General features: G+C 40.2%; 15 protein-coding genes. All 15 read right to left on the bottom strand.

Going from position 1 to position 23027, the window contains the following annotated elements:
- Positions 1-2 precede the first annotated feature (2 nt).
- The 15 genes from CD03_RS0123600 to CD03_RS38040 all read right to left on the bottom strand — a co-directional run bounded on the left by CD03_RS0123600 (position 3) and on the right by CD03_RS38040 (position 22961).
- Positions 3-944, bottom strand: a complete 942-nt coding sequence (locus tag CD03_RS0123600) for a hypothetical protein (protein WP_027295734.1) — start codon at positions 942-944, stop codon at positions 3-5.
- Between the two features lie 97 nt (positions 945-1041).
- The gene (locus CD03_RS0123590) at positions 1042-1971 is read right to left on the bottom strand and encodes a type I phosphomannose isomerase catalytic subunit (protein ID WP_027295733.1); all 930 of its coding nucleotides are present in this window, start codon (positions 1969-1971) and stop codon (positions 1042-1044) included.
- The gene (locus CD03_RS0123585; RefSeq protein WP_027295732.1) at positions 1968-4817 is read right to left on the bottom strand and encodes an alpha-mannosidase; all 2850 of its coding nucleotides are present in this window, start codon (positions 4815-4817) and stop codon (positions 1968-1970) included. The genes CD03_RS0123590 and CD03_RS0123585 overlap by 4 nt, the downstream gene beginning before the upstream one ends.
- 12 nt (positions 4818-4829) lie before the next feature.
- Positions 4830-5813, bottom strand: a complete 984-nt coding sequence (locus CD03_RS0123580; protein WP_242849144.1) for an HAD family hydrolase — start codon at positions 5811-5813, stop codon at positions 4830-4832.
- A gap of 276 nt (positions 5814-6089) precedes the next feature.
- The gene (locus CD03_RS0123575; RefSeq protein WP_027295730.1) at positions 6090-8009 is read right to left on the bottom strand and encodes a DUF5054 domain-containing protein; all 1920 of its coding nucleotides are present in this window, start codon (positions 8007-8009) and stop codon (positions 6090-6092) included.
- Positions 8002-10377 carry an AraC family transcriptional regulator gene (locus CD03_RS0123570; RefSeq protein ID WP_027295729.1) on the bottom strand — a complete coding sequence of 792 codons (2376 nt, stop codon included), beginning with the start codon at positions 10375-10377 and terminating at the stop codon, positions 8002-8004. Before CD03_RS0123570 ends, CD03_RS0123575 begins: the two co-directional genes overlap by 8 nt.
- Positions 10378-10556: 179 nt before the next feature.
- On the bottom strand, positions 10557-12095 hold the full coding sequence (locus CD03_RS0123565; protein ID WP_027295728.1) for an ABC transporter substrate-binding protein: 1539 nt from the start codon (positions 12093-12095) through the stop codon (positions 10557-10559).
- Between the two features lie 76 nt (positions 12096-12171).
- Positions 12172-13059 carry a carbohydrate ABC transporter permease gene (locus CD03_RS0123560; protein WP_027295727.1) on the bottom strand — a complete coding sequence of 296 codons (888 nt, stop codon included), beginning with the start codon at positions 13057-13059 and terminating at the stop codon, positions 12172-12174.
- Positions 13060-13071: 12 nt separating this feature from the next.
- Positions 13072-13986 (bottom strand): ABC transporter permease, encoded by a 915-nt coding sequence (locus CD03_RS0123555; RefSeq protein WP_027295726.1) that lies wholly within the window; start codon positions 13984-13986, stop codon positions 13072-13074.
- A gap of 260 nt (positions 13987-14246) precedes the next feature.
- Entirely contained in the window at positions 14247-20834 is a 6588-nt protein-coding gene (locus CD03_RS0123550; protein WP_027295725.1) for a discoidin domain-containing protein, read from the bottom strand.
- Between the two features lie 264 nt (positions 20835-21098).
- Entirely contained in the window at positions 21099-21617 is a 519-nt protein-coding gene (locus CD03_RS36420) for a DUF4982 domain-containing protein (RefSeq protein ID WP_304413416.1), read from the bottom strand.
- Positions 21618-21697: 80 nt separating this feature from the next.
- On the bottom strand, positions 21698-21868 hold the full coding sequence (locus tag CD03_RS38045; protein WP_156043012.1) for a hypothetical protein: 171 nt from the start codon (positions 21866-21868) through the stop codon (positions 21698-21700).
- Entirely contained in the window at positions 21849-21980 is a 132-nt protein-coding gene (locus tag CD03_RS39025) for a hypothetical protein (RefSeq protein ID WP_255348113.1), read from the bottom strand. The genes CD03_RS38045 and CD03_RS39025 overlap by 20 nt, the downstream gene beginning before the upstream one ends.
- 568 nt (positions 21981-22548) lie before the next feature.
- Positions 22549-22809 (bottom strand): recombinase RecT, encoded by a 261-nt coding sequence (locus CD03_RS34565; RefSeq protein ID WP_027295723.1) that lies wholly within the window; start codon positions 22807-22809, stop codon positions 22549-22551.
- On the bottom strand, positions 22809-22961 hold the full coding sequence (locus CD03_RS38040) for a hypothetical protein (protein ID WP_156043007.1): 153 nt from the start codon (positions 22959-22961) through the stop codon (positions 22809-22811). Before CD03_RS38040 ends, CD03_RS34565 begins: the two co-directional genes overlap by 1 nt.
- Positions 22962-23027 lie beyond the last annotated feature (66 nt).

The raw sequence follows: 23027 nt of genomic DNA, 5'->3' as shown, positions 1-23027 counted from the left end.
ACTTACATAGCAGTCTCCTTCAGCACGTTGGAATAACTGCCGTAGTAATCTAATATTTTACAGTAAATATACCCCGTCTTATTTTCTTTATCTGTTGCATAAATCTGGTGTTCATCCTTCCTTACCACAGCCGCTTCTGTTCCATTTATAAGTACCTTAATCCCGCCATCGCCCTTCACTCCCCGATAATCTTTTATCTTCTGAGTATCTGGTAATTCACGGTTCGACTGCAGAATTTCGTTTGATTCCAAATGATAATATATATTAATTCCCTGCTCTTCATCTTCAAATGATACCGGTTTACCCGTATAAACAAGAACTGATTTTGGATAAGACATCAGATTTTCAATAAATTCCTCTTTGCTGCAGAACCATCCCAGATCCCATGAGAGCGTCATTTTTTCTCCCGGCATCAAATGGAACTTTTCCGGATGAAGAATGATACAGCCTCTGTCATTACTACTACGCTCAAGATCTCTGAGAACGCTGTATCCGTCTATACTTCCTTGATTTAGGAGCAGCCCCAGATGCGGTGGTTCTCCTCCCATTCTCAGACAATAGATGTATGCCGTGTTTTTTCCGCACCAAATATGGGCATGGCACCGTTCTTTCATACAAATATCGGAAGATTCATAATTGTCCGGAAAGGTAGTATAAATACCAACTTCATTTTTTCTTGTAAAAATGTCAAACTCTGTTTCATTTAAAAAGGTATAAGACTCTCTCAGTTTTCCTTCCGACGTAAACATTCTTTCAATACTGACAGTCAAAGTGTCCGGACCGTCAACTCTTCCCCAGATTTCCTTACCGTTTAACCAATTCATCTTATAACTATCATCTTTATGTACCAACGCTGTCAACATCCCAGATCCGTTTATTTTATATATAAACTCCTTGTTAAATCCCTCATTTTCCACTTTCGTATTGTAACTAATGTTGTTCACTTATATGCTCCTTTCTGATATATTCCATCTGCACGTTCATACCACAGCGGGGTGTGCAGATCAGTACTGATACTATGCTTACTGGTCGGATGGGTCATTAGATCTGCGTACACAAAATTTCCATCCTGCCCTCCAGCTGGTATCTCCCTGATTCAGCGGTAAGCAGCATACTGTCACCTTTTTTCAATGTATAGCTGCTTTCTCCTAATTCCAATATTCCTTCTCCTTTAATGATCAGCAGCGAAAGAAACGAATTTTCTCCAACTTCTCCCTGGTAATGATCAAATATGATATACTTATCCACATTAAAATATTTGCAGGATGCCAAATGTTCAACCCGAAAACCTCGTTGAACTTCGGTAGATTTTAAGTTTAACACATCCAGTGCTTTTTCTATATGCAGAGGACGTTTCCTGCCTTCTGCATCCAAACGGCCATAGTCATACAGTCTATATGTAACGTCTGAATTTTGCTGAATTTCTGCCACTACAATTCCCTGACCGATTCCATGTACCGTCCCTGCTTCGATAAAATAAGTATCTCCTTTTTGAACATATACTTTATTCAGTACTTCCAGAAGAGTATTGTGTTCGATTCTGTCCCTTACCTCCTCTTTTGTTACTTCTTTGGCAAATCCATAATATAAATACGCACCTTCTTCACAATCCAAGACATACCACATTTCTGTTTTTCCATGCTGCTGTTCGTGTTCCATAGCATAAGCATCATTCGGATGAACCTGAATGGAAAGATTTTGTTTTGCATCAATATATTTGATTAATATCGGAAACTCCTGGAAATTCTCAAAGTGTTTTCCCAACAAACCTCCTGGGTTTTCCAGAAAAAAACTCTCCAGGCGTTGTTTCTGTTCCTGATTCGTAATATAATTTACACCGTTTTTGTGACAAGAGAGTTCCCATGATTCCGCAAGACATTTCCCTCTATATTGTTTATTATATTCGCTCACAAGCTTTGTCCCGCCCCACAGGTATTCTTTGAATACTGGTTCCAGACGCAAAACACTCATCTCTCCACCGCCTTTTTGCTCTTTTCCATCACCAGTTCCCAGGTTGTGATTTTATTGCTTTCCACTATGATATCCGCTTCATGCCCTTCTTTCACCTTCTGTCTGGAAATTCTCTCTTCATTCAGGCTGCATTCCCACAATTCAGAGATTTCTACATCTTCAACCATCATTTGAAAAGAACTTTTTATAATGGAATGAGTTGGGTTAAACACACGCAGTATTATGCTGTCTCTGTCTTCTGCTCTTTTTAATGCAGAAATAACAAGGTTTTTATCGCACAATTTAAAAAATCCCTGCTCTGCTGTAAGTGTTCCATTGGATCTGCCACATATCTGGTAAGCAAAAACCGGTACATTGCGTTCCGCTGCCTGGGCATATACATGGCCTCCCGCAAAATCCATCTGATGCGGATAGATGGAATATTCAAATTCCATTGTTCTCAAAACCTGACTTCCTTTCTGCTTCGGAAATTCTCCTACTGCTTCCCACCAAGTCACAATCATATTGCCCATAGCGCGAAACAGCGTAAGGTACAGAGTATGTTCACCATCATTTTTTATCTCATATTCGGTAAGCCCCTTATTCAAAAATGCTATTCCCTCTATGCCGTCTTGCACATCAACAAAGTTCTGCATAGGCAGGGTCTGCATTTCCGGATAAAACATCCCGCCCTCATCTTTAATGGGTTCCACAGGTCTTGCGTCCACCGTAAAATGACCTTGAGCATCTGCATGATCACAGTCAATCCCAGTTGGGAACGCAACTCTCAGACGATGATTCTCCACATTATTTGTCAGGCTTGTCTTAATATCCAACCTCTTTGATCCCTTGTTTAATGTTATTTGTGAAACGATATCAAATGTCTGCGTCTCATCACTTCTTTTTCCTTCTCCCCGTACACCACATTTTGACTCATAACCTTTCCGGGGCAGTTCCAAATGATAACCTATTCCTATGGTTGCAGAAAGGGGACCATTATCTTCCAGCCAGACATCTGCACTCTTTGTCAGCGTGGTAAACGTTTTATTGTGATAAGGCGGGTAATACGCCCAATAGTTTCCAACATCCCCCGTATCCTCAAAATAATGCAGATTCTTATAGACTTTTCCATGTTCTTTTTCTACAAGATCAAATGTTCCATTCTCATTGACGCTAATTCTCAGGTATTCATTCTCCAGTATATTATCTGCGGAACAAATATCCTTACCTAGGCTTTTACGCATAGGCATCCAGTAAAAATGGGTACGCTGCAGTGTCTGTTTCTTCCTCAAGCCGATAATTTTATATCCCATGGCTGGAATAATACCAGTTTCCAGATAGAGCATATGACGGTCTGCAGCATATGGCCAGGGACGTGCTTCAACGTCATGAACCGGATAGACTTTTTCATCACGAGAAATTTCCTGAACCATCAACGGGTTGCCTTCTACATCATATGCTATAAAATCCCACGCATTTTCTTCCTGGGGGCTTGTCACACAAACTTTTACGATCTCTGACAACTCGTATGGATGCGGATTAAAAACAGCTATCAGCTGTTCTCCCTCTTTATAACCAGTTGTATCAATCTGCTTTATGATATGGGAAATTGCTTTATCGCATGCGGTCTGCCCCATTTCCAGCGCCTGGCTGAGACGGTATTCTACATCGTCTGCCGTCTTATCCTGTGTAACACCATTAATGGAATCATGAGGATGTGCTTTCAGCAAATATTCCCAGGCACAAGACAAATATCCTTTTAAGTCATCTCCTCCCAAAAGACTGCTGAATACCAGGTACGGTTCCGCTTTATGCAGAATCAAATTTTGTGCCTGTTTATTCAGCTGCTTTAAATAACATCTGGACGCCAGCGCATTCCCGGAACAGTCGCAGGCAGGACCATCCCTAAGTTCCCCTTTAACCGTGTGCAGCCGGTCTTTCCTGATGCATTTATGAACCTGCTCCACATATTCCTCCAAACGGTCGTTTACGAATTTTGTGTCTTCACTAAACAGGTTCAGATCTTCTAACATAGCGGAAAGCTCAGGATGGGGTGTTGAAAAATCCGTTCCATTTAAAAACAGACGAACATCTTTTACTGTGGTATCCTCAGTTGCATCCCATGCATCCCGCATTCCTTCGGAAAGCAAATCCCGGTTATAGGAAGTTTTGGGGCTGATCACGAAATAGTCTTCATCTGCACTGGATTCTGCTGCATTATGTATTGCCATGCCCGAAAGATCCGCTCGGTAGCAAAATTCCTTACTGAGGCAATTAATTCCATACTTCGCCTTCAGATAAGTATGAAAGTAAAAATTAGCACGGGCATGTTCTCCTAAACGGCTTGTTAGCACTTTTGTCCCGTCCGGAGACTCCCACATAAATTCACTTTCAGGAGCCCTGTCTTTTGAGACTTTTTTTGCACATATAATAAAATCCATACCAAATCCCGCATATATTTGAGGAAATTGAGCTGTCTGCCCCCAGCCAAAGGAATTGTATCCGACTTTAAGACAACCTCCATACTGATTTGACATGCGAATTCCTTTTAGCAGGTTTCGGATTAAGCATTCACCATCTACAGGGTAAAGATCCGGCAGTGTATACCAGGGTCCAATTGCAATTCTCCCTTCACTTATATAGCGGCTGACTTTTTCTTTTTGCTGTGGACAGACCTGCAGATAATCTTCAATCGGAGCCACTTGCCCATCCATCAGAAAGCAGCGGTAATTTTCGTCCTGATCCAGAACCTTAAGCAGCTTATCCATAAATTCCATCAGCAGCATCCTGTTCTTCCATATGGGATATCTCCATTCTCGGTCCCAGTGTGTATGGGGAATGACATATGCTTTTTTATTTTTCTTCATGATGTTCCTCCTCTATATAATTTTTATTATCTCTTCAAAATTATGACAATAGTGATTGCAGACTCCTCTCGTACCGCTGGATTCTATGTTTCCTCCGGCAATTCCAATGGTGCTAAAACCGCCTAGCCGTATTGCGCACACCCCGGCACCGCTGTCCTCGATTCCCACGACATGGTTTCTTTCTGTAAATGGAATGCCAAGTCCAACCGTGGCAGTTTCTGCGTACAGCCATGGATGCGGCTTTGCTTCCAATTCACCCATTGTTCCGGCTTTCCCTTTCTGCAAAGGGAAGCCTGCCGTGATAATACAGTCAAAGAAATCCGTTGGTTCCCCCATCTGCATAGACTTAAAAGCGGACAAAATTTCCGGGTAAGCCTTTTCATACAGCCCCGATGTGACCAGACCTATTTTTATTTGACGCTGCTTCAGCTCCAAAAGGAAATCCTTTACCCCCTCTGTGGGCGTGAAAGCATCCTTTCTTCCTCTTCCCTCCATAATTTCCTTCATTTCTTCATTTGTGTGCTGGAAATAGTATGCTCTGGCTTCTTCTATCTTCTTATTGGGACAATATTTTTGTATGCAGTACTGTAGATGTTCTGATACGCTGTGTCCCGATACATATGGAATGTCGCAGTTTTCCAGTTGAAATTGTCTATTCCCCAGTAGACTCTGTATTGTTTTTTCAATAATCCAGATCCAGAATTCCTCACTCTTTACTGTGGTTCCATCTAAATCCATAAGAACTGCTTTCACCGGTTTTTCTTCCCTCACGGGAAGAACCGGATAATATGCCGGGTATCCCATACCCGATTTTACATACGCCAGTGTACGGTTTTCTAAACAGATAAACTCCACTTTTCCATCTCCCGTAGACAAGATCCACTTTACCCCATCTTTTCCTGATGTATAATAACCATCACTGCACTGTGTTATCTCATAAAATCCGCTTTTGTCCGTAATATTGCCTAGAGCTTCTACATATGCTTCCTTCATCATTGTTGTTTTCCTTTCCTGTTCATACTCTTGATCACTTAAAATGTATCAGCCTGTTTTACATATATCAACTCGCAGATTCATAGAATTCTACTAATCTTATACATATCCGTTTAATATCTCAGGTGTTTGATAAATACTCATTTCTAATTTTGTAAGATTCCTGCCGCTTATGCACACTAAAAAAGCATCAGAAAGTGCTTTTTCCACTTCCTGATGCTTCTATATTTACATAAATGTACGTATTACATGAATTAACTTATTTGCGAGAAGCAATTCTCATAACCACTCTAATACAAATCGAAATCTGGCATCCTCATCATACCACATTGGAAAATTTGTTCCCCAAATATTATTATAAAGATTCACATACACACCTTGTTTTACACACACGGGTTCATTGGTAAAATTTAAAAGTGAAGGTTCTCCCATATTCACAAGAGGCGCATCCAAAGTCTTTAACACTGCTTTTTCCAAGCGGACCTCTTCGTCTGCCGCATGCATCCTTTTATTTCCTCCATCCACTACATCCTCTGGATCTATCCAGGTTCCCAGTTTTTGGATACCCGTAACTCTTCCAATCGGGCAAAAACCGATCCAGAAGCTCTCCGGACACCTGTTTGCTTTTTTGCCAAACCAGGCAAAATCAAATTTTACGGAACTCTCTTCAAAAATGATTCTCATATCAGCAGATTCAAAGCCGCCATACCTGGCAGCGGTGATCCCCGACATAGTTAATTTTATAACCAGTTCCTTGTCTTTTCGAAAAACCTGAACACGATCCATCTGATACTTCTGATATTTCCTGACTACTTTTTCCACACCTGTTTTCCCGAAATCTTCCAAAGCCCAGGTCTCATCTGAAGTCACATACTGTTCCCTGAAACGATCGTAATCCTCCTGGGAAAATATTTCATAAATTACATTCCCAAGCAAATGATTTTCATCGGCTATGATCTCACCTTCGTGTTCCAGTCTGCATATAGCTCCAAATTGATTGATCTGGACCAGATATCCGTTTATAAAAAGGTTCTGATCCGGTTTCACTGTTTCATAACCCGATGTCTCCACCGGATCTCTCTTATATTCGCTAACAGCCAATGCAGCCCTGTTTTTCTCTTCTCCCTCAAGCTGGTTTACCGCATTGTTCAAATATTCTCTCTGTTCCTCCCAGGAGGCTTCCATTATCTGAAATTTGTCTGTATATCTTACGTGTTCAAATTCTTTCCGGATAAAGTATCCATGTTCACCCTGAATATATCCAATCTCTCTGGTCATTCCCAAATATGTTTTTTCATCCAATCCCCAGGTATGCTCTGGGATCAAGATTATTTTCTTATAAATCTTTTCCATTTCAATTGGTATTTCATCATTCTTTAAGCGAAGCAATGCACGATACTGGCTGATCTTTTTGGGATCTGTTCCGGAACCATGTATCCATGTATCTCCAATCTCTGACCGGATAACCGGAAGATCATGTTCCTGAATGGCAATTTCTGCAACATCTTCCAATGTCCCGGGGCATAATTTCGCATCCGGATATTTCTCATGTAATTTTTTATAGATCTCTCTGATCTGATCCGCCGATTGTGGACCGCTGTTATCACCTGTATGTGCAAAACAGACAGCCGTTTTACTGTTTCCTATTTCCGTCAATTCTCCATAATCATTGTGGTACATTACGATCAATTCTTCGCCGCTGTCAGCGCGCCAGCGAAACAGGTCCGGTACATCCGGACGCGTGGATGCCGGATTTACTCCAATATGCAGAAATTTAATCCCTGCATTTACCAGATATGGAATCATTGCTTTCGTATGTCCCGGTACATCCGTCATCTTTGCTGCTATCGTCTGCTTTCTAAATCGAATATCCAGTTTTTTAGATATTCCTAATCCATATTGAAATAACTCCGCATCCATCAATTCCGTATGTGTAGTAAACGGCAAACCATGCCATCTCACCTCACCATGTTCGATAGCATCTGTCAGCATATTCCGATCATTACTTTCTTCAAGATATTTTTCTATCAGCCAGGAACCCGTTGTCCAAATAAAACCTTCCTCCTCGTCCCGCATCTCCCGTGCCACCTTCATTGCATTCGGAAGATAATTCTCTAAATAGTTATCCACCACATGCTTCGCAAAATCTGTAAAACCAATATCCAGATGTGTTTTAAACAGTACAATTATTTTATCCATGACTTTCATCTCCTTGCTTTCTATGATATCCCGCATATTGTTCTAAAATATATGCCTTTGGAGTAGTATCAAACTTTTTCTTAAACAGCCTGTAATACTGGCTTTCGCTCTCAAAACCGACCTTATCCAGTACTTCATTCACATTGCATCCTGTTACAGTCATAATTTCGATTGATTTTGCCAATCTGAAATTGTTAATATAATCAGCAACAGATTCCCCTGATGCTCCCCGGTAAATTCTTCCCATATATTGAGCTGACATTTTAACCATACCCGCAATCTGTTGCACGCAGAGGTTGCAATCCGCATAATTTTCGCTGACAATATTCTGTATCGTATTTACTAATAAGCTTGTCTTCTGCACCTGCTTATCCTTTTGAACCATAACTGTTTCAATTGCATTCTCTAATTCTGATACGATTCCTTCCCAGGTTTCCAGCGACATAATCTTTGTATACAACTCCAGAAACAGGCTACCGCCATATCCCTTATTTGCTTTATCCTTTGAGGCAATCATATGTATAATCTGTACCTCACAGCTGGTGATGACTTCCGGTAAACTTCCACTGCTCAGCATGAAAATAAATCTTCCCAGGTTTTCTAAATCTTTTTCGACCCCCACCTGATTATTATCCTGCATATGTCTGTGTAATTCTGCCAGTATACCAGAGGCCTCTTCCATATCACCATCTATCTGACTGTTATAATCCCGATACAAGATTACAGACTCATGCCCCTGTATATAGCGGTATGCCAGGTAATCATCTGCAATACTGTACAGTTCCCGCATTTTGTCCATCCCCTTCCCATAAGGGCTGACTGCTACTGTAAATGTAATCTGAAAGAACTTTTTTGCATTCTCATTTGCAGTTCGAAAGCACTTCTGCAGAGTTTCTATATAAGATTTTTCATCTGCTGCCTCTCCATGCAGAATAACGGCCATCTTATCCGGCGTAACCGGTATAATCTCATTCCTGTAGCCACTGCTTTCCAATACCTCCGACAAGATATTTTCCACCGCATATTTAAACAGTTCCTGATCCTTCTGGTCATATTTAGCCTGAAATTCCTGATAGTGATCCAGCTGCAGGATACAGACTCCAAATTCATTATCTTTCTGAAATAATTCCAGATTCTCGCCCTGAAGTGTTTCTAAAGTCCCCGCATCCATCTCATTGCCGTCTATCAGCAGGCTTCTTAAATTATAAGACAGCAATATCTTATTCTGTTCCCCCATTTTCTGATGATTCATTGCTTTTTGTATAAGGTTCTCGTAGGCTCTGTTCAGGAACATAATATCATTCAACTCTTTCCCATCCCCCGGCTTATTCCCTTTTACTTTTTGCACCAGCTGTCCAATAGGGCTATAGATTTTTCTAGCCAGTCCATAGGTCAGGATAAGCATTATAATGCAAAAGACCATGGAAACAAACAAAATCATAAACTTCTGATTATTGATATTACGGAAAACCTCTTCATAGGATTGAATCTTTACAATAACCCAATCCATGGAAGCAACGCGGCTGAAAAAAACGCCATATTTTTCGCCAAGCAGTTTTTCTGTCTTTAATATAAACGGATTTTCATCCGAAAATTCCATGGCATTCAGCATCTGCTGAACATCTCCGATCAATTCGTCGGGGACATCTTCTGCCTTTTGATTGAAAGCGATATTGTCCTTCTTATCGAATATGAGAATTTTGCTTTTTTCTTCTTTTGAAAAAGTAATCAAATCTTTAATTTCATTACTGAATTTATCAAAATCCACATTCACAACAATAGCCCCATCCGGCTTGCCGGTGGAGTCCATAGCATCATATAAAATATACGTAAGTACCTTTGTCTTCTTATTCTGCTTACTGCCCGGATCTTCAACATAACGTACCACAGGGGTCAGTAGCGGAGCTACACCTTCTGTATCAAACAATCTTCTTAAATACTCATCCTGAAAATTCAGGTAACGAAAAGAGGAAAAAAAACGGTTCATCTGTCTGTTGTAAACATAAATAGACTGCACCTCTGGATTGCTGAGTAAAATAGGATCACAGAGATTCCGGTATTCCTGAATCCACTCATAGATATCCTCATCTCCCATATTGGAATACATCATTCTGGATATTCCCGGGTTCACAAACAATGACTTACAGAGGCTTCGAATTACCATATCTGACTGCTCCACATTATTAGCGATCTGATGGAATATCTGCTGATTCATTTCATAATTACTCTTTACCTCTAACTGATTGGTTGTCACAAAAACTGCTGTTGAAAACAAGATCTGGATGATGATAAAAAATATGCTGATCCGCAAATATATACTTTTTAAGTATCTCCCTGAATGTGACATATAATGAAATCTCTTTTTCATACTTTTCCTCCAGACTACTTTATACAACTTTTATAAATGTATATCGTATTTTAATTATACTCTTTTTCACCTATGTTCGACAAGTAGCAACTTGAAAACCCGCTCATATAAAAGTAATGCATGATGAGAAACATCCTTTGTATTTATAAAGGATGTTTCTCATCATAATGTAGTGCTTTCTATTTCTTCCAGGCAGCCAGCTGCTCATCTGCATCTTTTTGAATTTTATCCATACCCGCAGCATTCATCTTATCAATCAATTCCGGAATCTTCTCTTCCGGATTAACACTTCCGCTCATCAGACCCGGGAGGTATTCTGTCATTAATGCCGTAATCTGAGCTGATTCGTTCTTTACATTACCAGCATCATAGACAAATCCTAAAATCGGTGACGTAAGAGCTGTAGCATTAATCTCTTTCATCTGGTCCCAGAGATCTTCCGGCTGTCCTTTCAGAAGCTTTGCATTAAACCAGCTGCCAAACTCCCATGCAATACCCGGATTATATCCACCGCCTTCTATTACTTCGATGGAATAGTCATTGACTGCATTATAATGTTTTCCTTCGATTCCATAGCACAGCATATTATAAGTATCCTTATCTGTGAAAAGGTAATCCAGCACCATCATGGCACGTTCCGGATTCTGGCAATTGACGCTGATCGCCGTCAGTGCTGCCTGTATAGATCCCGTACTTACATGGGATGGTATGGTTTGAGCCTGTACTACCGGGAAGCCTGCGTTGGCAGTCTCTACCTCTGCTGATCCCGGACCCACTCCTGTCGTGAATGCCCCATACTGATGGGTCTTTGCCTCACCTTTGAAATCAGTGATGCTTGCCAGGTCTTTTCTTACATAACCTTTCTCATACCACTCCCTGGTCATCTTGCAGAAATCCATAAATTCCTGTGATTCAACTGCATTAAAAGTTTTACCCGGATCTTCTTTTCTAACAGCTAAAGGGCCCTGCAGATATGCAATTGCATATCCTGTATCATCAGTTAGAAGTGCCGGCATCTCCGTTGTTTCACCCATACCCAAGAACGGAACCATATCGGGCTTCTTCTCCTGTACGGCTGCAAAATAAGAATCCAAATCTGTATAAGATTTAATATTGTTAACATCATAACCTATCTCATCTACTACATCTTTCGGGAAAGACACGCCTTTAATTCTGGCCGTCACTTGATAATTAATAACACCAAAGATCTCATCGCCCACCTTTGTTGCATCCCAGTAAGATTCCGGAACCTGTTCCTTAATATGCTGGCCATATTGATCCAGGAGGTCATTGATTGGATAAAATGCCCCTTTCTGAGCATTCGTAATATAGGGGTTCGTCCAGTCCGATGTAAAGCAGAGATCAAAAGGTTCATTTGTTGCTATGCTGACTTTCATCTTCTCATCATAAGAACCCCAGTCAATGATATTAAATTTTATGGTTGTATTCAATTTTTCTTTTAATATCTTATTTACTTCTGTAAAAACTGTCTCCTGATCGTCCTGGGGTGTTCCCACCAAGTTCCATATCAGTTCAACAGGCTCTAACTCTCCTGCTGTGCCCTCTGTAGAAGAGGATGTACCTTCCTCCTTCTTTGTCTCCTGCTTTGTCTCTTTCGATGTGCTTTCAGTCACTTTTGCCGCATCCCCGCATCCCGCGAAGAGTGATGCTCCCATCAGTGCCGCCATTCCTAACGCAATTACCTTTTTCGATTTCATATGTTCTCCTATTCCTTTCTTTTCCGGTTATACCGGTTATTAATTTATTCCTTCGTGGCAATATTGCCGCGCAGTCTTATTCTTTAACTGAACCGATTGCTATTCCCTTCACAAAGTATTTCTGGAAGAACGGAAATACAAACAACATTGGTCCCGCTGCCAGTACGCACATTGCCATACGAATGGACTTTGCAGGTATCTGAACGCCGGATAACATTCCGGCTTGTGCAGCCAGTGCACTTTTGAGGAAATCAATATTGGACATCATTCTGTACAGCATAAACTGAAGTGAAACCATTTTACTGCTCTGAATAAACATCAGACTCAAATAATAATCGTTCCAGTACATAAGCATGATGAACAATCCTACTGTTGCAAGACCCGGTTTTGCCATTGGAATAACAATTTGAAAAAACACCTTAAATTCCGATGCTCCATCTATCTTTGCTGCCTCTATGATAGAAGGAGAAATTTCTGCAAAGTATCCCTTCATCAGCATTACGAACCACGGTACTACCAGATATGGCACGATCAGGGCAAATATCGTATCTTTCAAATTCAGTGTATTGCTTACCATCATATACCAGGGAACCAGCCCTGCTGCAAATAACATTGTCATATATACAAATAATGTCGTGGCTTTAGCGAATGGATAATCCTTTCTCGATATTCCATATGCCAGCATGGCAGTAATTAACAAGCCTGCCAGCGTACCTACTACTGTGACTAACGTTGTCACCCCATAAGACAATATGAGCTGTAACGGCTTTTTAAATATGTAAACATATGCTTCCAAAGTAAAATTCTTTGGAATGAAGGCATATCCATATTTTGCAATCTCCGCATCTGAAGTAAAGGAAGCAGAAATTACCAGTACCAGCGGCAAAAGACATGCAAGTGCCACAAATATCAGTACAATATGCGGTATTATATTATAAGTCTTAACTCTATTTTTTTTCTTCATCCCTCTATCCTCCTAGAAAAGTGCATTGTCTTTATCTACCTTCCTTATTACTGCATTAGCCGTAAGAACTATAACAAATCCCACAATCGACTGATATAATCCTGCTGCCGATGACATTCCAAGGTCACCCATTACTTTCAGCGAACGGTAAACATAAGTATCGATCACATCCGTCGTCGGATACAAAGCTGCTGAGTTCATAGTCAGGTTATAGAACATGTCAAAATTTCCAAAGAATATTTTGCTCAGTTGTAAAAGAAACAGGGTAATAATAACAGGTTTCAGCAGCGGAAGCGTGATATAGCGAATCTGCTGCAGCCGCGTTGCGCCGTCGATCTGAGCTGCTTCATAATACTCTTCATTGATTCCCAGAAGTCCGGTATAATAAATAATTGTGTAATATCCAACATTTTTCCATAGATTCGCAATGACCATTATAACCGGCCAATATTTAGGTTCATTATACCAGAGTATCGGTTCCTGTCCAAAAAACTTCAAAATAGAGTTCAAAAGACCGTTATCCATATCCAGCAATGCCAATACCACGTAACTTGCAACTACCCATGAAATAAAATATGGAAAAAACAGCACTGTCTGGTATGTCTTAACAGAGCGCTTGGATAGTTGGTATAAAAAAAGCGCACAAATAATAGAAAGCACTAACACCGTAATGATAAACAGGAAATTCAGGCATACCGTATTTCTGGTAATTCTCCATGCCGCATCGGAAGAAAAGAGAAACTTAAAGTTATCCAGCCCCACCCAGGGACTCTTCCAGATTCCTGTCTTGTAGTTTACATTTTTAAAAGGGAGAACAAATCCCATAACCAGAGGTGCATACTGGAAAGTTAACACCAGCAAAATTCCTGGCAAAGTCAAAAAAAAGATACTCTTATACTTTACTAACTGTTTTAATTTACATTTCATTTTTATCAATCCTTTATTCTTTTTATGAAACCACTGTCAACTGCTTCAGAATTCTGTATTGACATCATAGCCTGATTTCTATTGAAAATTCAACTTACAGATTAATACTTTTCTGTCAAATCCATAGATTTACATCTTTTTCTGTTCCGTTTAAACCGGAAACACCGCGTAAATCCAGCCTTTCGACGTAAAAGGAGCTGCCTTCTACTATTTAAGGCAGCTCCATGCAAAACATGATATCAGCGTTCATGTCCCATACATTATTTACTGATTTTTACGTCTTTTCCCTGACCCTTTTTTGCCAGGAGTTTTTGATAGGTTCTGAATTTACTGGATGGCACTTTGATCACTGCTTTTTTATCAATTCCCCGAAATGCTTTTTTTCCAACCTCTTTTACCATTTTCGAGGAGATCTTTACGTTCTTCAGACTTCTATCTCCATCAAACGCATAAGAGCCAATCTTCTTCACATTTTTGCCAATCACAATTTTCTTCAATGATTTATTGTTTCTAAATGCTTTGGTCCCAATCTCTGTCACTTTGTATGCATAGCTTCCAATCTTTACACTGGACGGAATTGTAAGCGATGTAAAGCTTCTCTTTGTCGGTGCGGTAAGCCTTACGGTTCCCTTCTCTGTGGATGCATCTGTAACAGTATATTTGAAATTTCCTACTGTAAAGGACTTGTTCTTAGCAGCTATTATCTCAAATGTTCTGTCTTCCTTACCCGTATACTTTCCTCCGACTCCCTGGATTGTTACGGTTGCACGCCCCGGTTTCATGTTGTTCACATAGCGAACTACATAATGGATATTTTCTTCCAACAACCGATTGCCATCCTTTACTGTAATTTTAGGATATACTCCTTTTCCAGTGTAAATCTGTGTTTGGATGCCTTTGATGTCAAGGGTACCAATATCTTTCACTGATTTCTTATTCCATTTTGCAGTAAGGTTTATATCTCCTGTAGTACCTTTGATGATCCGTTCCACTCTGGTATTTCCCATATACCAGCCAGTAAATGTAAATCCTTCCTTTACAGGGTTGCTTAAAGTCACCATATCCTCCACAGTATAGGATGACGGATTGTGGTTAGAAACTCCCTCAATATCCCTATAGAATATTCGATAAGGAATTTTTTCATAGGTTGCACATACCGCCAGATCTTTCGTTATGTTCGTAAATTCTTGATCCCAGCAGACAAAGCGATATCCCGCTCTCTTTGGTGCATCCGGTGCATTGGCAGATCCTTTCAACGCTATTGTCTGAACTTCTCCGATCACTCGGTTATCTGCATCCAAGAATGCAACCCGGCAAGAAGGCAGTTTTTCAATTACGCAAGTTTCTACTTCCTCATCTCTACTACAGATACGCTCTTTCAATCCTTCTTTGAAGATGGTTGCTTCTTCTTTTATTATCCATTCCCCAAACACATGTCTCAATGCCGGTATCGATTCTTGTGTAATAATCTCGCCACATAACTTGCATTTCACAATACTTAGCCCATCTGTACTACAACCAGGTTCTAATAAAATGATTTTTTTCTTATCCATATGCTCACATGGTTTCTTTTCTAAAGCCTTAATGGCATCAATGACCGCCTGTTTCTTTTCATTGATTACATCCATGGTTAAATCAGGATCTTCCAGGGCATTCTCTGCATCCTGTATTTTCTGCAAAAGTATGTCATAACTCTCTTTGGTGTAATCGTCACCGGCGATACCTTTTGCATCGGCCACTGCCTGCCTTAATGCCTGCAAGTCTTCTGGTGCGGGTTTTCCCTCTTCCAAAACGATGATATTGATACTTGACTCAAGGTTCTCCGGATTTTCCATTTCCCCTATATTTAGGATTCCCCTAAACAAATAGTTTCCTGCCAGATTCGGGTCATAGCTGTGGCTTACCCAATTTACCGGTAGATAACATACCTGACCTGTTTTCAATCGTACTAATACTTCGGAAGGTAATTTTTCAATTAACTCCTCCTGTGTCGTTCCAAAAGCGGTCTTCACATCCTCCAAAATATTCACTGCGACAATTGTCTGCGTTGTACTAACCGTTATCTTTATCGGAACAGTAATATTATTCGGATTATCATACAACTCTCCCAAATCAGGTGTCCCAAGCAGCATATAATCTCCCGCCTTATTACCGTCATAATCTCCTGCCCAGATTACGTTTACTTCCTGTTCAGAGCCGTCATCCATAACTGCTACCACAGACTGTGGTAATGCAAGGTCTTCATATGCAGTTCCAAGACCTACTTTCAGATCATCTACCGGACTCAAAGATACAACCTTATACTTTTCAACACAAACTTCGATCGATGCTTCTTTCTTTTCTTCATTTAATACAGAATCAGGAAGGTTAAGTATTCCCTTTACTTTATATGTACCAGGGATTTCCTTATATTCTGTTGTATCCCATGCAACCGGAACCATTGCTGTAAACTCATTACTCAGGCTAACCTCCACTTTTTTGGGAAGCAATGCTTTCAGTTTTTCAGCTGTTGTCCCCGGATAAACTTTTACAGGCTTCTGCTCAGAGACTTCTGCTACACTGATATTACTTTTATCTGTTTCATAAAGCAATTCCAGTTCATCTATTCTAGCCATATTGTTTGGCCATTGCCCATTGTAGTTGTCTGCTGTTGTAATGTACAAACGGAAATGAGAAGATGTAACCACTTCTCTTAAACTGCGCTCATTAACCAGTTCCGTATTACCCGAAACCGCATCCACATCTACCCAATTAATTTTGTCATTACTAATTTGTAAGGAGAAATCTCTCGTAATATTTTTTGTATCCCCTTTGGCAATATGTGTAATTTTCCATTTATTAATCGTTATTGGTGAATCAAAATCCAATTCTACCCATTTTGGTTCTTTAAAAGGTGTATTTGCCGATACCCAGGCATTACTGTCTCCTCCGTCACTCGTCTTTCCGTCTGCAATATTCTCTGCTTTAAATCCCGCCTCATGGACAGAGCTGCCGGTAATCGTTGATGCCCTAGGAGAATAATTGACTTTACCGCCTTCTACTGTTACATTACATGCAGACTTATATTCTGTTCCTTCCAGGGAAGCCGTAATTGTAGCTGTACCTTTTGCAATAGCAGTCATCTCACCATTTTTACCCAATAACACTACATTATCATCACTACTACTCCACAGAATTTTCTCTTCTCTATTTGTTCTTACAGTTAACTGTTCTTTCTCTCCTGCAAAAACACAAAGATCTTTCTGATTTATTTCAATGCCTTCAAATTCTACCAACGCCTCATAAGCTGACTTTAATGCGTCAATCTCATTCTGTACATTAACAGGCTCGTCCAAGATACTCTTAGCTTTTTCCAAAGCCGACTGGAATGCATTCCAGCTATCCGATGTATAATCATCTTTTATTAACTGATCATACTCATTACACATATTTTGAAGTTGTTCTACCAGTGCCGGATCAACTGTTACAGTTACCTCGCAGACAGCATATGCCAGTTTATCCCTACTGGTTGCTGTGATCGTTGCTATTCCAGGGCTTACCGCTTTTATCACGCCGCGTTCTACAGATACAACTGTATCATCTGAAGATTTCCACGTTACACCCGGGAAAGAAACATTTTCAGGAAGAACCGTTGCCGTAAGTGTTTCTGATGCATTTTCATACATCATCAGATTTTTTGCTGATAGTACAACTTGTTTAGCCTCCACTTCCACTATTGGGATGGATTTTTCATAAACATTAAATTCGGCTGCACATATATATTTGTTTCTATACGGTACACTGCTCGCTGCTGTTTCTTTTGCACGAATTCTTATTCTTCTGGCTTCTACAATATCAAAAACTGCCTCTTTGCTCTCAATGTTATTTTTCCAGACACCGCTTCCATCAGGTATCTCTATGAAATCTTCACCTTTCTCACTCATGCTGTACCATAACTCATACTTTAAAATACGTCCATTAGGTATCGTATTTGACTGACGCGGAAGGTATTCCAGCTTATTTATACTATAAACATCGCCCAGGTCAATGGTAAAACTATTGTTAATGTCATTTGGGATATCCGGCATTGGGTCATGACTGAATGCACTATGCCATATAGTTGATTCATTTCCATCCACCGCATCGCCTGCCGGACCATTTATTCCTGTATTTTCTTCACTATCTGCCACTCCTGTTAACTGTGAAAATGGAATCTTTCTTTCAGTTAACACATTGACTATACAGGTGTCCTTGATTTCCGTTCCTTCCAAAGTTGCCGTAATGGTTGCTGTTTCTTCTAGCTTACCCGTCACATTGCCATTTTCATCGATCGGTACTGCTATTGGATCATTCGATTCCCAAATGATTTTTTTATCCGAATTGCTAATCACATTGATTTTTACACTTTCGTTTAACAAAACATCCACACGAGCATCAATATTAATTCCTTCTGGAAGTCCCCCTGAATATGCTAATTCATATTGTTTACCCGCTTCTGTATCAAATGTATATACATCACCTAAACTATTTGCTTTTTTGGTTGTTGCAACTTCTTTTCCATCCACATAAACCTTTAATGCAAGACCTTGTCCCTGCCATGGATTCAATACGGAACAGGACCTTCCCTTTTCACTATAAATATTAGCATAAGTAACTTGTCCAAATGCATTCTGGTCTGCATCCACTAAAAAAGCATCTTCTGCGCCCATTCTTCGAAAGCTTGCCTCCTGATCATCAAACCAGTTTGCAAAAATATTTATAAAACCTTCATTACTCTGCAGTAAAGAATCCTGCACAATAGCTAATCTACCGGTTCCGCCGATGTCTCCTATCGTGTTATTGCCGCGAATTCCCTCCCAATCACTTGGTGCCTTATTAATAGATCCTACCTTTAACTGTTCAATAATTTCATGAATATCGTATCCCAGGCGGGTCGCACTGATGAGACGGCGATGATTTCCCATTCCGTTCTTTACATTTAGATAATTAATATATTTTTCTTTTTCTGAATCCGATGCACTCATTCCGATGGCATCAAAATAATATGCAGATTGTATCGTTACCGGATTTCCATCAAAAGTAGCACCGGTATTTTTTTCTGTCCGTCCTTCCACATCACAAATGGTAGTTTTTCCTTTATATAGCATAGTTGGAACATCGCTCATATTATCTAATATGTTTTTCCAGACTTCAACCTTATCAGAATCAGTCTTTAATTGATTTGCGGCTTTAATTGTATTAGCTAACATATATTTACACGCATCAACATCAAGTATCGGATTACGTCCAGGCACATTTTCGTGCGTAGCTCCATACACAACATATTTTCCATTTTCGAATGTAATATAGTTCTCCCAGAAAATAGAAACAGATTTCATAAGAGGATATAGTTCCTCCAGAAGATCTTCATCTTGTGTATATTTCCACATCTTTACAACAGGCATCAACACAGATGTAGCATCTGCTGGCGAATTCCAATAATCACTTCGACCATTGTACTGTTCCGTAGACGCTCCCCACGGTCCAATATGAGTCGGAAATAACGCTCCACCTTCGATTCCGGAATTGAATTTCTCAGGTCTTGGCGTTCCTTCAATGATCCAGTTCAAATCTTTTACACTGTTAGACCGTCTCTCTGCTTCCGGCCAGTACTGATGGATGATGTTTAAATAGTTCTGTATGCCGCTGGTTCTGTTCGCCTGTACTAATGGATGAATTTGTCTCTGGAAATCTGTATTCGTTGTATAATCACCCTGCCATGCCGGATGGTCATTTGCTGTCCAAGGGAAAAGTCCTGCTGCCACTCCACCATTACTTTCACTGGAAATAGACGTAGAGCATCCTAATTGGTACAACATACCATAATACATACGCTCTACGTCGGCATCCTGAATATCAATGTAAGATTTCATCCAATATTCTTTCCAATATTCACGATGAACCTGCTTTGCAATTTCCAGAGAACTAGCACTGGTTCTTGTTGCAAGTTTGTTAATCGCCTTCTGAGTGGATTGTTCCAATGTATTTTCCATTCCTTCTTCTTTTCCACCTTCAATCGCTGAAACCATAGTCACGGTCTGCCCCGGCCGAAGTGTAAATGTCGTTGCATTCTTCTTATTATCAATGTTTTTGGTTGATTTATTAATATCATCTATGATCTTTGATGCCATGGATATATTTACATTCCATCCTTCCCATTTTCCCGTGCCACTGTCCCGGTCTTTAGGCTTACTGATACCTTTTTTTGAAGCTATCATCGTATCACCCTCTACCTTCGCAGAAGTATTTGCATTGGCAGTCCATGCAGATACTTCCATGGGAAGTTCTTCTTCCGTCACATTTGTTATTTCCGATACTATAATATTTTCCTTTGCAGACAGCCAGTTCATTGTTGTGAATCCCAGTTCGGACTGCGCTTTTACCTCGGCATTTTTCATATCCTGTTCATAGCGAAACTCCTTTCCAGACTCCGTATTCTGACCATCACTCTGTTGAATCGTAATTCCGCCAAACGTTGTATATTCCTGCCCGTTATCAGAAGAACGGTCCTGCCACATGTTGCTGTGTGAAATATATAAATTCTGCGCTTTTCGATCACCCGCCATAAACGCATATACCGTTCCATTTCCCATCAGCGGACCATCCGGACTGTATCCTGTATTCCACGGTGAACCTAACTTCGTATCTTTTGTATAAACCCCAACATAATCATCTAAAATCCCTGAGACTTTGTCCCACTGCGTTTCCACGGCTGTGCCCGTTTCCGTTTTGCTTTCTTCGATTACAGCAGCAGATGGACTCAAAGTCATACTGGATGCCACTATACATACCGACATGACTCCTGAGATAATTTTTTTAAGCTTTTGCATTTTTAAATCTCCCTTCTCTCTAAATCCTGTTTAAAAAATTATGATACAGATCTCGTTCCAGTATTTTATAGATCTGCTTTGAAATCGTTACCTTAACCTTTCCTCCTTCCTCACAAATCTCTCCCTGAGACTTTATTTCCATACTATCTATTTACTCTTTTATTAACAACTCACAAAATAATACATTACTTTCAAATATGTACTTTCATTACCGTATCCCCCATGATACAGACATATTAAGTATGTAAAGAAATCTAATTTCCTTTATGTCAGAATCAAATGGCAGGTGGCATCACCCAGATTTTCCAAAGAGGCTTTAAGACAAATCTCCCCTTTTTCTTCTCCTTCCTGCACAATACATAAACATTTCCCGCCAAATACATGCCGCTGTACCGCTTTATCAACTTCATGACTGCTTGGATCTCCATTCCCTCCCCCCAATATTCTGCCGCTGCCCTGAACTGCGAACCGTATCAGATTGTCAGATGTCGGTACAACGCCCCCATTCACATCCAAAATAGACACCCGGATACAAGCGGTATCACATCCGTCTGCCATCAATATATTACGATCCGCCTCCATTACAATGGAATCCGGCTCTCCGGTCGTACAGATGATCTTCTGCATGCATGCTTCACCGTCCAAATATCCAACAGCACGAAGCTGTCCTGGTTCATAAGAAGACTGCCATTCCAAATGGCCATGGGGTTCTCTTTTTTTTCTGCCCAGACTTTTCTCATTCAAAAACATTTCTACTTCCTGAAAATTACTATACACCCAGATTTCTTTTGTTTCTCATTCCTGGTCCTTCCAGTTCCAGTGTGGAAGAATATGAAGTACACGTTCCTTAGTCCATTACGATTTTAAATAGAAATAATTGTCTTTGGGAAACCCACAGGTATCCATAACACCAAAATGCGAATTGACATTCGGCCACTCATACGGCGTAGGCTCCAGCGATAATCAAATCCGTTCCAGATGAAAACACCCGATAAAAAAGGATTTTCAGCAACATCAGCCCATGCTTTTTCCACTGATCAGTTTCCCTCCGGAATATGTGTCATATTCCGGACAATATCCCTTCTCGTCATCTCTTTTATAAATACCTCTGGTTACCGTACAGCGCGCACTTTCACTCCCTATCATTTTCCTTTCCGGAAAAGCTTCATGATCGTTAACAACCTGTCCTCCCCGCTAACCGTAATTATATCCGACTACATCCAGCATCTGACTGTAGCCACCGATTCCATCCATGGTTCATGAATGCTGTCACCGGTCTCTGCGTAATTGACAACTAGGTACACTAGATCGTAAGTATCAGCGAATAGAGCAAAGCATTTGACACTGTCATTAGTCGCTAAAATTAATAATGAATTTTTCTACTGCTTATTTAAAACAGCTTTTTTACCCAACTTTTATATTTGCATATGAAATGCTACTAAGCTTTCATGTGAAAATCGTTTGGTTTCACCTCACTTTTAAAAAAGTCGGGAAATTTATCCATTTTTTCTCACCCATCCCATAACACTTGATCCTGAATCAGGCTTTTCCCCAGGTACCCTTTTGCACTACACAATCTGTCTTAAAAGACAACCACACCCAAAATTTTCTGCGTCGTAGATCCTACAGTATCTGCCTCATACAAATTCCACCTTTACATCTTTCATGCCTCCAATTATAACGCCTAATATATTTTGGAATATAATTCATACTTCTACACACCCTGTTCCGTGTAGTTTGCATCAAAAATATCCTCACTATGAATTTCGGACATCTCTTCACTAATTTCAAAGTTAATGGTTTCGTCCGTAGATAACGCCTGTTGGAAATCTGCTTTAATAGGTGAGTATTTCAGCACCTGCTTTATGACTGTCTTTTTTGCCATGCCGATATAATTGCTCTTACATGGACTAAAGGAGGAATCAAATGCTTTAGAATATTCATTCGCATAAGCATCTATGTCTTCCTTGGACATCACTTCAAAACCGATACACCATTGGTAAGTTTAAAAAGGCCATAGAAAAGCTTAACTTCTCCACGGTCCTTCAGCGCTGGGCGATGTATCAATGTTGGCTTCAACCCTAATTCGTATTCAAATTCATCATTTTCATAGACCGCTTGTGCCATACCCCTCTTAAAATTTATTCAATTTTACTCTCCTATATACAACTAAGAGTTGATTTTCTAAAAACA

This window comes from Robinsoniella sp. KNHs210 (assembly GCF_000686105.1).
GTDB lineage: Bacteria > Bacillota > Clostridia > Lachnospirales > Lachnospiraceae > Robinsoniella > Robinsoniella peoriensis.
The sequence above is the reverse complement of the archived record's forward strand: the minus strand, read 5'-3'. Positions and strand labels throughout refer to the sequence as shown.

Excerpts from the sequence above, each read along its gene's own strand:
- CD03_RS38040 (WP_156043007.1), bottom strand. The coding sequence starts at position 22,961 with ATGGCACAAGCGGTCTATGAAAATGATGAATTTGAATACGAATTAGGG.
- CD03_RS0123565 (WP_027295728.1), bottom strand. The coding sequence starts at position 12,095 with ATGAAATCGAAAAAGGTAATTGCGTTAGGAATGGCGGCACTGATGGGA.
- CD03_RS0123570 (WP_027295729.1), bottom strand. The coding sequence starts at position 10,377 with ATGAAAAAGAGATTTCATTATATGTCACATTCAGGGAGATACTTAAAA.
- CD03_RS34565 (WP_027295723.1), bottom strand. The coding sequence starts at position 22,809 with ATGTCCAAGGAAGACATAGATGCTTATGCGAATGAATATTCTAAAGCA.
- CD03_RS0123580 (WP_242849144.1), bottom strand. The coding sequence starts at position 5,813 with ATGATGAAGGAAGCATATGTAGAAGCTCTAGGCAATATTACGGACAAA.
- CD03_RS0123575 (WP_027295730.1), bottom strand. The coding sequence starts at position 8,009 with ATGGATAAAATAATTGTACTGTTTAAAACACATCTGGATATTGGTTTT.
- CD03_RS0123585 (WP_027295732.1), bottom strand. The coding sequence starts at position 4,817 with ATGAAGAAAAATAAAAAAGCATATGTCATTCCCCATACACACTGGGAC.
- CD03_RS0123590 (WP_027295733.1), bottom strand. The coding sequence starts at position 1,971 with ATGAGTGTTTTGCGTCTGGAACCAGTATTCAAAGAATACCTGTGGGGC.
- CD03_RS0123555 (WP_027295726.1), bottom strand. The coding sequence starts at position 13,986 with ATGAAATGTAAATTAAAACAGTTAGTAAAGTATAAGAGTATCTTTTTT.
- CD03_RS0123550 (WP_027295725.1), bottom strand. The coding sequence starts at position 20,834 with ATGCAAAAGCTTAAAAAAATTATCTCAGGAGTCATGTCGGTATGTATA.
- CD03_RS0123560 (WP_027295727.1), bottom strand. The coding sequence starts at position 13,059 with ATGAAGAAAAAAAATAGAGTTAAGACTTATAATATAATACCGCATATT.
- CD03_RS39025 (WP_255348113.1), bottom strand. The coding sequence starts at position 21,980 with ATGATAGGGAGTGAAAGTGCGCGCTGTACGGTAACCAGAGGTATTTAT.